Consider the following 12,563-nt stretch of genomic DNA (forward strand, 5'->3'; position numbering starts at 1 on the left):
CGGCGGGAGCGGTCACATCACGTTGCCGATGTAGGAGTACTTCACGAACACCTCGGGCGCGATGCCGGACTCCTCGAGCACGCCCTGGATGGCGTTCATCATGTAGTTGGAGTCCCAGCCCATGTAGAGGAAGTGCTCCTCGTCGAGCGCGTCCCAGTGGCCTTTCCACGCCATCGCGTCGTAGATCGGGCCACCGTGGCGCGCGCTGTACGCCACGGCGGCACGGCGATCGTCCGTCCACGCCCGCCGGAACACCCGGTTGAACAGGGCCTTCACGTCCTTGATCTCCCAGTGCTCGCCGCGGTACTCGACATAGTCGAACTCGCGCTCCCAGCCGGCCGGCCAGCCGCGCCGGCGCACCGCGTCCAGGATCGGGGTGAGGCCGTCGTCGTCGATCTCCGGCAGCGCCGGCCGCGCCCAGATCCGCACCAGCTCTTCGGTGAGCGCCGCGGTCCGCTGCGCGATCGCGGCCGTGCCCCAGGCATCCGTCCCGGTGAGCGCCCGCGTGGCGGCGACCGCGCTGCGCGCGTACGCCTCGTCCCGCTTGACCGGGAAGGGGGCGCCGAAGACGCGCTCGGCGAGCTCCTGCTCGAGCAGGGTGAGGTTGCCCAGGGTCGGCGCGAGCGCACGGTGGCTGTTCTGCTCGTCCTCGCTGTACTCGCTCCACGGACGGATGCCGTCACCCGACCAGCTGTCCGCCGGCGCGGCCGGCACGATGTGCTCCACGTCGAAGCCGGCGACGTCCTCGACCCCCTCCAGGCGGCCGAGCACGTACGCGGCGTGCGGCAGCTCGCCGTACTTCAGCACCGCGGAGACGCGCTCGTCGGACGGCGTGATGCGGGCCACGGCGCGCATCAGGGCGTCGCGTCCCTGCGTCCTGGCCCGGCACAGCCGTGCGATCAGGCGCTCCGGGGGGAGGCCGACGATCGCGCGGCGCAGGAACATCGCCTGCACCCACTCCAGCGTCTCGATCAGCTCGGCGCGGTCGATGAGGCCGCGGCGGTGGTCGCCGTAGGCGCTCATCGCCAGCGGGTAGGCGATCCGACCGAACGTGTTCAGGAAGCCGAGCTGACGGCGGATCTCATGGTCGGGCTCGCGCGACGGGTCGAGCAGGGTGCCGTAGATCTCCGCGTACTCGCGCCACACCGTCGCCTCGGAGCGCAGGCGCTCCAGGTCCACGCGCGGGAACGAGCTGCGGAAGGCGGCGTACACGCCGTGCTCCCCCGCGGCGGCCACCTCCCGCCCCGTCGTCATCACCAGGTAGTGCCGCCAGAACGCGCCGATCGTCTCGCCGGTGCTGCGCTCGATCGGCAGCCAGAACTCCTCCTCGACGGCCAGCTGCTCGGCGTGCGAGAGCCCCATCAGGATGTAGTTGTGGATCAGCTCGTGGTCCCGCAGCGGCTCGCCGGTCGAGTTCAGGCTCTCGAAGATCTGCTGGGCGTTCGCCTCGGCGCCGAGCGTGATCGACACGTGCTCCAGCTTCTGCAGCCCGCGCCACACCCGGGGCGCCTCCTCGGCGTGCACCTGGCTGCGGAAGAACGCGTAGTTGTCGTCGAAGCGGGACTCCCGGTCGGCGTCGTCGCGACGGTCGAGCACGACGGACTCGTACAGGTCGGCCCAGGCGTGGTGCGGGCGCAGCTTGGTGCGCGACGGGTCGTCCTGCCGCACCAGCACGCGCTCCAGCTCGGCCGCCATGGCCGGGTCGGTGTCGCGGACGGCGTGGTGCAGCGCCGCGATCAGCAGCATCACCGTGGTGATCCGCTGCTGCCCGTCGATGAGGATGAGGTCGGCGCCGGAGGCGTCCTGGGCGGACAGGATCGAGCCGATGAAGTGGCGGTGCGAGTCGTCCTCGGCGGCGACGGCGCGGATGTCGGAGAGCAGCTTCTCGCATCCGCCGATGTCCCAGCGGTACTGGCGCTGGTAGACCGGGACCACGATGTTCGTGGACGGGGCGGAGAGCCATTCGATCGTGCCTGTTGCGGTTGCTTCGACATTGGTCGCCGTTGCCATGACTGTGTGATGCCTCCGGAGGGGCGGGGATGCGAGAGCCGCCCCGTCGAGTCTAGCCGCCGGCCTCCGCCCGGCCCGGGCTCCCGGGGCCGCTCAGGGGCCCGATGTAGGCTTGCCTAAGTGGGCCTGTAAAAACTTCGCTGGCCCCGTACGAAAGGAACATGACTCGCATCATGGGATACATCAAGTCCGCAGCGCTCGAGGAGAAGGGCTTCGTCGTCCTGGACCGTTACGACCAGGAGGCCGACCCCAAGGAGTGGCTGGACATCGAGTACGTCGACTGGAAGTCCTCGGGTGACACCCGGTTCGCGCCGCTCGCCAGCGCCAAGGGCGAGATCGAGTGCAACGGGTTCTGGAACCACAAGCCGCCGCGGACCGACAAGGACGGCGTCTGGATCGAGTCGCAGGTGGAGAAGGCGCCGAACCTCACCCGCCGCGCGCAGGAGCCGGGCGCGAACGTCGGCCGCTGCCGCGTCATCGAACTGCAGCCGACCCCGTACGGCGAGTGCCTGTACAACCTGCACCAGGACGACAACAACCGCCTGAACCCGGACGGCACCGGCTGGGTCGTGCGCGGCTTCTTCAACCTGACCGACGACAAGGACAGCTACTTCGTCCTGCGCGAGAACCGCACCGACCCGAGCATCGAGTACCGCATCGCCCTGCCGGCCGGCGCGCAGCTGATCGTCGACACCCAGCGCCTGTGGCACGCCGCCACCCACAACGGCACCGAGCCGCGCTACTGCCTGATCACCTCGTGGACCTCGGGCCCCGAGCTCGACGCGTACATCGAGAAGTACCACGGCACCGACGAGGTCGAGAACTACCCCGTCCCGCAGGACGTGCTCGAGGCCGGCTACGCCGAGCAGGCGCGTCGTGACGCCGCCCGCGCCGCCTATTACGCCGCGAAGGGCCAGCAGGTCAAGCAGGCGATGAGCGAGGCCTGAGCCGCCTCCTCCTCTGCCGAAGGGCCCCGACCGCGACGCGCTCGCGGAACCGGGGCCCTTCCCGTGGAATGACACGCTTGTGATTCCCGCGGAAGTGGGTGATAATCGCCGTACAACCGCATAGCTCGCCGGGATCGCTCGGTCAGGTCGTAGGGGAAGACGCACCTGATGAAACGGAGAGATCATGGCGACGGGTTACGCACGCGGAGTGGTGTTCATCCACTCCGCTCCTCGCGCGCTCTGCCCGCACCTGGAATGGGCGGTCGGACGCGCTCTCGGTCGTGCCGTCAGCTTCGACTGGGCGGATCAGCCCGTCCAGGAGGGCACGCGCCGGGCCGAGTTCTTCTGGGACGGGCCGGTGGGCACCGGCGCCGCCCTGGCGACCGCGATCCGCGGCTGGGAGCACCTGCGCTTCGAGGTCACCGAGGATCCCACGCCGCGCAGCGACGGCGGGCGCTGGCTGCACACGCCCGACCTCGGCATCCACTACGCGCAGACGGATGCCGCGGGCAACATCGTCGTCGGCGAGGACCGCATCCGCTACGCGATGGAGATCGCCGCCGGCAACCCGGTCGAGCTGCAGCGCGAGCTGGACGTCGCGCTCGGCTCGGCGTGGGACGAGGAGCTCGAGCCGTTCCGTCACGCCAGCGACGACGCCCGCGTCGTGTGGCTGCACAAGGTCGGCTAGCCGTGAGCCGGTCGCGATGAGGACCTGCGGAGGAGGCGCGAGTACCGGGACCCGGTGAGTCGTCCCTGGAACCGAGAAGGCGAATCCTCCGCACAACGTACGATGCCCCCGCGGGGAAGCGGGGGCATCGTCGTGTGCGGTCCCTGAGCTTGTCGAAGGGCGGTCCCTGAGCTTGTCGAAGGGCGGTCCCTGAGCTTGTCGAAGGGCGGTCCCTGAGCTTGTCGAAGGGTCAGGCGCTGCGGAAGGCCACGACGGCGTTGTGCCCGCCGAAGCCGAACGAGTTGCTGATGGCCAGCTGGTCGCCGTCGCCGAGCGGCTGCGGCTCGACCGACAGCCGGAACGGCACCGCCGGGTCCTGCTCGGTCATGTTGATGGTCGGCGGGGCGACGCGGTCGCGCAGCGCGAGGACGCTGAACACGGCCTCCAGGGCCCCGGTGCCGCCGAGCAGGTGGCCCGTGGACGCCTTCGTGCCCGAGACCGGCACCTCGCGGATGCGGTCGCCGAACACGGCCTGCAGCGCGGTGTACTCGTTCGGATCGCCGACCGGGGTGGAGGTGAGGTGTGCGTTCACGTGGGTGACCTCGTCGGGGGAGGCGTCCGCCGACTCCAGCGCCATCCGCACGGCGCGGGCGGCGCCCTGGCCCTCCGGGTCGTTCGCGGTGATGTGGTACGAGTCGGCGGTCACGCCGCCGCCCACCACGTAGGCGTAGATCTTCGCCCCGCGCGCCCTGGCGTGTTCCTCGCGCTCCAGGATGAGCGCGGCGGCGCCCTCGCCCATCACGAAGCCGTCGCGGTCGATCGCGCCGGGGCGCGACGCCGTCTCGGGGGAGTCGTTGCGGCGGGACAGCGCCTGCATGGAGGAGAACGACGCGACCGTGATCGGGTGGATGGCCGACTCCGTGCCGCCGGCGATCACCACGTCCGCCAGCCCGTCGCGCAGGTGCTCGATCGCGTTCACGAGCGACTCGGTGCTGGAGGCGCAGGCGCTGGCGACGGTGCGGGCGTAGGCGCGGGCGTTGAAGTGCAGCGACAGGTTCCCGGCGGCCGCGTTCGGCATCAGCATGGGGACCGTCATCGGCAGCACCCGGCGCGGGCCCTTCTCGCGCAGGGTGTCCCACGCGTCCAGCAGCGTCCACACGCCGCCGATCCCGGTGGCGAAGTCGACGCCGAGGCGCTCCGGCTCCACCTCGGGGGAGCCGGCGTCCTCCCAGGCCTCCATGGCGGCGACCATCGCCAGCTGGGAGGAGGGGTCGAGGCGCTTCGCGACGGGACGGGCGAGCACCTCCTCGGGGCGCACGGCCACCTCGGCGGCGAAGGTGACCGGGAGCTCGTACTCGGCGACCCAGTCGTATTCGAGGGTGCGGGCCCCCGACACTCCGGCGAGGAGGTTCGCCCAGCTCTCCGGTGCGGTGCCGCCGAGCGGCGAGCTCGCTCCGATTCCGGTGACGACGATGCGCTTGCTCATGGGTGATCCTCCGTAGGGGTGGTCGGGGACAGAGGATGCCACGCCCCGCGGTCGGCGGGGGTGGCATCCGCAGAGGGCTTACTCCTGGCCGGCGACGATGAAGTTGACGGCGTCGGCGACGGTCTTCAGGTTCTTGACCTCGTCGTCCGGGATGGTGACGCCGAACTTCTCCTCGGCATTGACGACGATCGTCATCATCGAGATCGAGTCGATGTCGAGGTCGTCGGTGAACGACTTCTCCATCGCGACCTCGGACGCGTCGATGCCGGTCTCGTCGGTGATCAGCTCGGCAAGGCCGGCGAGGACCTCGTCGTGGGTGAGAGCCATGTTTTCCTCTTTCTCGGGGGGTGGTTTCGGAACCGGGGAACAGTCTAGGGAACGACCGGCCGTTGTCAGGGGAGCACGATGACCTGCGCCGCGAACACGAGGCCGGCGCCGAAGCCGATCTGCAGCGCCAGCCCGCCGGACAGCTCCGGGTGCTCGGTCATCAGCCGGTGGCTGGCCAGCGGGATCGACGCCGCCGACGTGTTGCCGGTGGTCTCGATGTCGCGGGCGATCACGGTGGTCTCGGGCAGCTTCAGCTGCTTGGCGAACTCGTCGATGATCCGCATGTTCGCCTGGTGCGGGATGAAGGCCGCGAGGTCCTCGGGCTTCACGCCGGCGCGGTCGAGCGCCTCCCGGGCGACCTTCGCCATCTCCCACACCGCCCAGCGGAACACGGTCTGGCCCTCCTGGCGCAGCGTGGGCCACGGGGCCAGGCCGTCGCGGAAGGCGGTGAGCGGGGCGTTCATGCCCACGGCATCCGCCTTCGACCCGTCCGAGCCCCACACCGCGGGGCCGATGCCGGGGGTGTCGCTGGGGCCGATCAGGGCGGCGCCGGCGCCGTCGCCGAGGAGGAAGGAGATGCTGCGGTCGGTGGGGTCGACCACGTCGGAGAGCTTCTCCGCGCCGATCACGAGGGCGTAGCGGGCGGCGCCGGCGCGGATCAGCGCGTCGGCCTGCGCCACGGCGTACGCGTAGCCCGCGCACGCGGCGTTCACGTCGTACGCGGCGGCCGGGTTCGCCCCGACGCGGTCGGCGACGATGGCCGACACGGAGGGCGTCTGCTTCGGGTTGGTGACCGTGGACACGATCACCAGGTCGACCTCCTGCGCCGGGACGCCGGACTTCTCGATCGCCTCGGCGGCGGCGATGGTGGCCAGGTCCACGGTGTCGGTCTCCGGCAGTGCGCGGGTGCGGGTGATGATGCCGGTGCGCTGGCGGATCCACTCGTCGCTGGAGTCGATCGGGCCGATGAGGTCCTCGTTGGGCACGGCGTTCTCGCCCCGTGCCGCCCCGAACGAGTAGATGCGGGTGTACGCGGGCCCGGATGCCTGGGCGAGGGTGGCGGTCATGCTTCTCCGTTCAGCAGGGCGACGGCGGCGTCGAGGTCTTCGGGGGTCTTCACGGCCACGGCGGGGACGCCGCGCAGGCCGCGCTTGGCGAGGCCGGTCAGGGCGCCGGCCGGCGCCACCTCGATCATGCCGGTGATGCCGGCCTCGGCGAAGGAGGCCATGCACAGGTCCCAGCGCACCGGCGAGGCCACCTGGTCGACGATGAGCTCCAGTGCGCGTGCGCCGTCCGCGACCGTGGAGCCGTCGCGGTTGGTCCACAGGGTGACGCCCGGGTCGGAGGTGGTGACGCCTGCCACCGCCTCGCGCAGCGCGTCGACCGCGGGGGCCATGTACGCGGTGTGGAAGGCGCCGGCGACCTGCAGCGGCACGACGCGGGTGCCGCGCAGCGGCTCCTCGGCGAGTGCGGCGAGGGCCGGCAGGGCGCCGGCGGCGACGATCTGGCCGCCGCCGTTGTAGTTCGCCGGTGTGAGGTCCAGCTCGTGCAGACGGGCGACGACGGCGTCCTGGTCGCCGCCCAGCACCGCGCTCATGCCGGTCTCGGCCTGCGCCGCGGCATCCGCCATCGCGCGTCCGCGCACGCCCACCAGCCGCAGCGCGTCCTCCGCGCCGATCACGCCGGCGAGGGCGACGGCCGCGAGCTCGCCCACGGAGTGCCCGGCCAGGCCGTCGGGACGGCGCCCGGCGCGCCGCTCCAGCTCCTCGGCGGCGATGATCGAGGCGGCGACGATGAGCGGCTGCGCGATGCGGGTGTCGCGGATCGTGTCGGCATCCGACTGCGTGCCGTGCACGGCGAGATCGACCTGTGCGGCCTCGGAGAACGCGGCCAGGCGCTCGGCGACGCCGGGGAGCTCGAGCCAGGGGGAGAGGAAGCCGGGGGTCTGTGAGCCCTGTCCAGGGCAGGCGACGACGATCACCCCACCAGTCTGCCAACGATCCGGGCCGGACGGTGGATGATCCCTCACAACAATCCGGAATCCGCTTGTGCGTGGCGTACAGCCGAGGGATGCGCGCGGCCGCGCAGCGACGACATGATCAGCGCCGGCGGAGCGGCCGTCGGCGCACCGGCTCGGCGGTGCCGATGGAGCCCAGGATGAGCGCGGTCTGCAGGATCAGCGCCTCCCGGGGACCGGTGGCGTCCCAGCCGATCACCTCGCTGACGCGCTTCAGCCGGTAGCGGACGGTGTTCGGGTGCACGAACAGCTCGCGGGCGGTGGCCTCCAGCGAACGGCCGTTGTCGAGGTAGCTCCAGAGCGTCGTGACCAGGTCGGTGGAGTGGGCCTGCAGCGGGCGGTAGATCCGCTCGATGAGCGTCTGCTTCGCCAGCGCGTCCCCGGCGAGGGCCCGCTCGGGCAGCAGGTCGTCGGCCTCGACCGGGCGCGGCGCGCTGCGCCAGGCGCGGGCGACGGCGAAGCCGGCGAGGGCGGCGCGGGCGCTCTGCCCGGCATCCACCAGCGCCGCCACGGGCGGCCCGAGCACGACGTAGCCGGGGCCGAAGGACGGCTCCAGGCGCGCGGCGATCTCCTCGAACGGCAGCTCCTCGCCCTCCGGCTCGCGGCCGGGGACGCGCGCGCGCCCGATCACGAGGACGAGCCGCGACCCCTGCACGCCGATCAGGACGTCCACCGACAGCTTCCGCGCCGTGCGCCGCACCTGGTCCACGTCGAACTGCGGCGGCGTGGTGCCGACGATGACGCACACCTCGCCGTGACCGTGCCAGCCGAGGGCCGCGATCCGGCTGGGCAGCTCCTCGTCGGCCTCGCCGGTGAGGATCGAGTCGACGACGAGCGCCTCCAGCCGGGCATCCCACAGGCCGCGCGCCTCGGCGGCGCGCGCGTACACGTCCGCGGCGGCGAAGGCGACGTCGCGGGAGTACAGCAGGATGGCCTCGCGCAGGTGCTCGCCCTTGCCGGCCACCCGCTCCTCGGTGACCTCGACGGTCACCCGGATCAGCTGCAGCGTCTGCTGCAGGCTGACGCTGCGCAGCAGCTCCCGGGGCGCGGCGGCGAAGATGTCCGCCGCGATCCACGGGGTGGAGGTCGGGTCGTCGTACCACTGGATGAACGCGGTGATCCCCGCCTGCGCGACCAGCCCGACCGCCGAGCGCCGCGCCGGCGGCATCTCGGCGTACCAGGGCAGCGTCTCCTCGAGCCGTTTGATCGTCGCCGTGGCCAGGTCGCCGGAGATGCGGCGCAGCCAGACGAGGGTCGCGGCCTTGTCCATGGCCGGCTGTGAGGAACCGGTCACGGCGGTCAGCTCTCGCCGCCCGCGTTCCCGCTCGTGCCGGCGTTCACGTTGAACAGGTCGTACTTCGCGATCGCCTGGCCCACGAGGGAGCGGTCCACGGCACCCTGGTCGGCGAGGGCCTGCAGGGCGCGGACGACGATCGACGGGCCGTCGATCTTGAAGTAGCGGCGTGCCGCGGCGCGGGTGTCGGAGAAGCCGAAGTCGTCGGCGCCGAGCGTGTAGTACGGCTGCGGCACCCACGGCCGGATCTGGTCCTGCACGGCGTGCATGAAGTCGCTGACGCCGATGACCGGGCCCTCGGCACCCCGCAGCTTCTCGGTGAGGTACGCGGTGCGCGGCTCCTCGTCCGGGTGCAGGAAGTTGTGCTCGTCGGCGGCGAGGCCGTCGCGGCGCAGCTCGGTCCACGAGGTGACCGACCACACATCGGCGACGACGCCCCAGTCGTTCTTCAGCAGCTCCTGCGCCTCCAGCGCCCACGGCACGCCGACGCCCGAGGCGAACAGCTGCGTGCGCGGTCCGTCGCCCTCGCCCTGCGCGATGCGGTGGATGCCGCGGACGATGCCGTCCACGTCGACGCCCTCCGGCTCGGCCGGCTGCACCAGCGGCTCGTTGTAGACGGTGATGTAGTACATCACGTTCGGGTCCTCGTGCTGCCCGCCGTACATCCGGTCCAGGCCCGAGCGCACGATGTGGGCGATCTCGTAGCCGAACGCCGGGTCGTACGAGATCGTCGCCGGGTTGGTGGCGGAGAGCAGGTGCGAGTGGCCGTCGGCGTGCTGCAGGCCCTCGCCGGTGAGCGTGGTGCGGCCGGCGGTGGCGCCGATGATGAAGCCGCGGGCCATCTGGTCGGCGGCCGCCCACTGCGCGTCGCCGGTGCGCTGGAAGCCGAACATCGAGTAGAAGATGTAGATCGGGATCAGCGGCTCGCCGTGCGTGGCGTACGAGGTGCCCGCCGCGGTGAACGCCGCCACGGCGCCGGCCTCGTTGATGCCGACGTGCACGATCTGGCCCTGCGGGCTCTCCTTGTAGGCCAGCAGCAGCTCGCGGTCCACCGACGTGTAGTGCTGGCCGTTCGGGTTGTAGATCTTCGCGGTCGGGAAGTACGCGTCCATGCCGAAGGTGCGCGCCTCGTCCGGGATGATCGGGACGATGCGGTGGCCGAAGTCCTTCGCGCGCAGCAGGTCCTTCAGCAGGCGGACGAACGCCATCGTGGTGGCGACCTCCTGGGTGCCCGAGCCCTTCTTCGGCAGGGCGTACGCGCTGTCGTCCGGCAGGGAGATCGGCACGTGCGTGGAGCGCCGCTCGGGCAGGAAGCCGCCGAGCGCGCGGCGGCGCTCGAGCATGTACTGGATGGTCTCGTCCTGCGGGCCGGGGTTGTAGTACGGCGGCAGGTACGGGTTCTCCTCGAGCTGCGCATCCGTGATCGGGATGTGCATGGTGTCGCGGAAGGTCTTCAGGTTCTCCAGCGTCATCTTCTTCATCTGGTGGGTCGCGTTGCGGCCCTCGAAGTGCGGCCCGAGACCGTAGCCCTTGACGGTCTTGGCGAGGATGACGGTGGGCTGGCCCTTGTGCTCGACGGCCGCCTTGAACGCCGCGTACACCTTGCGGTAGTCGTGGCCGCCGCGGCGCAGGTGCCAGATCTGGTCGTCGGTGTAGTCCTTGACCAGGGCGGCGGCGCGCTCGTCCTTGCCGAAGAAGTGCTCGCGCACGTAGGCGCCGGACTCGGCCTTGTAGGTCTGGTAGTCGCCGTCCGGCGTGGAGTTCATGATGTTCAGCAGCGCGCCCTCGGTGTCGCGGGCGAGAAGGTCGTCCCACTCGCGACCCCAGACGACCTTGATCACGTTCCAGCCGGCGCCCCGGAAGAACGACTCCAGCTCCTGGATGACCTTGCCGTTGCCGCGCACCGGCCCGTCCAGGCGCTGCAGGTTGCAGTTGATCACGAAGGTGAGGTTGTCCAGGCCCTCGTTCGCCGCGAGCTGCAGCTGGCCGCGGCTCTCCACCTCGTCCATCTCGCCGTCGCCGAGGAACGCCCAGACGTGCTGGTCGGAGGTGTCCTTGATGCCGCGGTTCTCCAGGTACCGGTTCGACATCGCCTGGTAGATGGCGTTGATCGGGCCGAGACCCATCGACACGGTCGGGAACTGCCAGTAGTCCGGCATCTGCCGCGGGTGCGGGTAGGACGGGATGCCGAACGGGGCCTGCGACTGCTGCTGCCGGAATCCGTCGAGGTGCTGCTCGGTGAGCCGGCCCTCGAGGAAGGAGCGGGCGTAGATGCCCGGGGAGGCGTGGCCCTGGATGAAGATCTGGTCGCCGCCGCCGGGGTGGTCGGCGCCGCGGAAGAAGTGGTTGAAGCCGACCTCGTACAGCGAGGCGGACGAGGCATAGGTGGAGATGTGGCCGCCGACGCCGATGCCGGGGCGCTGCGCGCGGTGCACCGTGATCGCGGCGTTCCAGCGGATCCAGGCGCGGTAGCGGCGCTCGATCTCCTCGTCGCCGGGGAACTCCGGCTCGTTCTCCGGGGCGATCGTGTTGATGTAGTCCGTGGTGGGGACCATCGGCACGCCCAGGTGCAGCTCCTTGGAGCGCTTGAGCAGGCTCAGCATGATCTCGCGGCCACGACCGTGGCCCTTCGCGTCGACGAGCTCGTCGAGCGACTGCTGCCACTCGCTGGTCTCCTCCGGGTCGCTGTCGAGGGGGCCCTGGGAGTACGGATCCTGGTCGTGGACGGTCACGGGGGAGCCTTTCGTCATGCTGGCAGGTCGTGCCAAGGAAACGGGATGCGACGCGGGGAGCCTTGTCGGCTCGGCACAACACGCGCTGTGCTCAGCCTATCCCCCTTCGCCGCGGGAGGAGAGAACCGGCGTCGCTACACTGGACCGGTCAGGGCCTTTAGCTCAGCTGGTAGAGCAACGGTTTTACACACCGTAGGTCGTCGGTTCGACCCCGGCAGGGCCCACCGTCACATCTCCTCGTGCACCGCCGGGTCGGCGTCGAACAGGCGCCCGTCGGGGCGGCCCAGGGCGGTGATGGCCGCGACCTCGGCATCCTCGAGCGTCACCGACGCGGCCTCGAGGTTCGCCCGCTGGTGCTCGATCGAGGAGGCCTTCGGGATCGACACCGTTCCCCGCGCGACGTGCCAGGCGATGACGGCCTGCGCGGGGGTGATGCCGTGCACCCGCGCGACCTCCACGATCACCGGCTCCTGCAGCAGCTCCTTCGCGCGGCCCAGCGGGCTCCACGCCACGGTGAGGATGCCGCGCTCGGCGTGCAGCGCCAGCGCCTCCTCCTGCGGGAAGTACGGGTGCACCTCGATCTGGTTCGCCACCGGCCGCACGCCGGTCTCCGCCTCGATGCGGTCCAGATGCTCGGGGAGGAAGTTGGACACGCCGACCTGGCGCACCACGCCGCGGCGCTGCGCCTCCACGAGCGCCGCCCACGCCTCGGGGTACAGGCCGACGCTCGGGTTCGGCCAGTGGATCAGGTGCAGGTCGGTGGCGTCCAGGCCCAGGCGGTAGCGGCTCTCCTCGATGCTCCAGCGCGCCTTGTCGGCGGCGTGGTGGCGGCCGGGGAGCTTCGTGGTCACGATGATCTCGTCGCGGTCGACCCCGGCGTCACGCACGCCCCGGCCCACGGCGCCCTCGTTCTCGTAGTTGAAGGCGGTGTCGACCAGACGGTACCCGGCCTCGATGCCGGCGGTCACGGCGGCGGCGCCGGCCTCGCCGTTGAGGCGATAGGTGCCCAGCCCGACGGCGGGCAGGGCGAAGCCGTTGTGCGCGGTGAAGGCGGGAATGTCGCTCATGCGTGCTCCTCGAGTG

General features: G+C 71.2%; 10 protein-coding genes and 1 tRNA gene. 3 read left to right on the forward strand and 8 right to left on the reverse strand.

Annotated elements, in window-relative coordinates; translation table 11 throughout:
* Nucleotides 1–12: 12 nt before the first annotated feature.
* Complete coding sequence (locus JRG78_RS06025) at nt 13–2,010, reverse strand: DUF262 domain-containing protein (RefSeq protein ID WP_272653776.1); 1,998 nt, start codon at nt 2,008–2,010, stop codon at nt 13–15.
* Between the two features lie 173 nt (nt 2,011–2,183).
* On the opposite strand from JRG78_RS06025, the gene JRG78_RS06030 reads away from it, so the two are divergent.
* Nucleotides 2,184–2,957: a hypothetical protein gene (locus JRG78_RS06030; RefSeq protein WP_336297711.1), complete on the forward strand. Its 774-nt coding sequence runs from the start codon at nt 2,184–2,186 to the stop codon at nt 2,955–2,957.
* A gap of 184 nt (nt 2,958–3,141) precedes the next feature.
* Entirely contained in the window at nt 3,142–3,645 is a 504-nt protein-coding gene (locus JRG78_RS06035; RefSeq protein ID WP_272653778.1) for a DUF3145 domain-containing protein, read from the forward strand.
* A gap of 229 nt (nt 3,646–3,874) precedes the next feature.
* Here the strand turns inward: JRG78_RS06035 and JRG78_RS06040 are convergent, their stop codons facing one another.
* The 6 genes from JRG78_RS06040 to aceE all read right to left on the reverse strand — a co-directional run bounded on the left by JRG78_RS06040 (nt 3,875) and on the right by aceE (nt 11,480).
* Entirely contained in the window at nt 3,875–5,110 is a 1,236-nt protein-coding gene (locus JRG78_RS06040) for a beta-ketoacyl-[acyl-carrier-protein] synthase family protein (protein ID WP_272653779.1), read from the reverse strand.
* Nucleotides 5,111–5,188: 78 nt separating this feature from the next.
* The gene (locus JRG78_RS06045; protein WP_272653780.1) at nt 5,189–5,437 is read right to left on the reverse strand and encodes an acyl carrier protein; all 249 of its coding nucleotides are present in this window, start codon (nt 5,435–5,437) and stop codon (nt 5,189–5,191) included.
* 65 nt (nt 5,438–5,502) lie between these two features.
* A complete protein-coding gene (locus JRG78_RS06050) occupies nt 5,503–6,504 on the reverse strand; it encodes a beta-ketoacyl-ACP synthase III (protein ID WP_272653781.1) in 1,002 nt (333 codons plus the stop codon).
* Nucleotides 6,501–7,418 (reverse strand): ACP S-malonyltransferase, encoded by a 918-nt coding sequence (locus JRG78_RS06055; protein ID WP_272653782.1) that lies wholly within the window; start codon nt 7,416–7,418, stop codon nt 6,501–6,503. The genes JRG78_RS06050 and JRG78_RS06055 overlap by 4 nt, the downstream gene beginning before the upstream one ends.
* 118 nt (nt 7,419–7,536) lie before the next feature.
* The gene (locus JRG78_RS06060; RefSeq protein ID WP_272653797.1) at nt 7,537–8,724 is read right to left on the reverse strand and encodes a PucR family transcriptional regulator; all 1,188 of its coding nucleotides are present in this window, start codon (nt 8,722–8,724) and stop codon (nt 7,537–7,539) included.
* A gap of 29 nt (nt 8,725–8,753) precedes the next feature.
* Complete coding sequence (gene aceE, locus JRG78_RS06065; protein ID WP_259608097.1) at nt 8,754–11,480, reverse strand: pyruvate dehydrogenase (acetyl-transferring), homodimeric type; 2,727 nt, start codon at nt 11,478–11,480, stop codon at nt 8,754–8,756.
* A 151-nt stretch (nt 11,481–11,631) separates the two neighbouring features.
* Here aceE and JRG78_RS06070 point away from each other — a divergent pair.
* Nucleotides 11,632–11,704, forward strand: a tRNA-Val gene (locus JRG78_RS06070).
* Between the two features lie 3 nt (nt 11,705–11,707).
* On the opposite strand, the gene JRG78_RS06075 is transcribed toward JRG78_RS06070, so the two are convergent.
* Nucleotides 11,708–12,547, reverse strand: a complete 840-nt coding sequence (locus JRG78_RS06075; protein WP_259608099.1) for an aldo/keto reductase — start codon at nt 12,545–12,547, stop codon at nt 11,708–11,710.
* Nucleotides 12,548–12,563: the final 16 nt, after the last annotated feature.

The sequence above is a fragment of the Microbacterium sp. EF45047 genome (genome assembly GCF_028472845.1).
Classification (GTDB): Bacteria; Actinomycetota; Actinomycetes; order Actinomycetales; family Microbacteriaceae; genus Microbacterium; species Microbacterium neungamense.

What these genes read in the sequence shown, in the direction of transcription:
- JRG78_RS06025 (WP_272653776.1), bottom strand. Translation starts at nt 2,010, where the DNA reads ATGGCAACGGCGACCAATGTCGAAGCAACCGCAACAGGCACGATCGAA.
- JRG78_RS06030 (WP_336297711.1), top strand. Translation starts at nt 2,184, where the DNA reads ATGGGATACATCAAGTCCGCAGCGCTCGAGGAGAAGGGCTTCGTCGTC.
- JRG78_RS06035 (WP_272653778.1), top strand. Translation starts at nt 3,142, where the DNA reads ATGGCGACGGGTTACGCACGCGGAGTGGTGTTCATCCACTCCGCTCCT.
- JRG78_RS06040 (WP_272653779.1), bottom strand. Translation starts at nt 5,110, where the DNA reads ATGAGCAAGCGCATCGTCGTCACCGGAATCGGAGCGAGCTCGCCGCTC.
- JRG78_RS06045 (WP_272653780.1), bottom strand. Translation starts at nt 5,437, where the DNA reads ATGGCTCTCACCCACGACGAGGTCCTCGCCGGCCTTGCCGAGCTGATC.
- JRG78_RS06050 (WP_272653781.1), bottom strand. Translation starts at nt 6,504, where the DNA reads ATGACCGCCACCCTCGCCCAGGCATCCGGGCCCGCGTACACCCGCATC.
- JRG78_RS06060 (WP_272653797.1), bottom strand. Translation starts at nt 8,724, where the DNA reads ATGGACAAGGCCGCGACCCTCGTCTGGCTGCGCCGCATCTCCGGCGAC.
- JRG78_RS06075 (WP_259608099.1), bottom strand. Translation starts at nt 12,547, where the DNA reads ATGAGCGACATTCCCGCCTTCACCGCGCACAACGGCTTCGCCCTGCCC.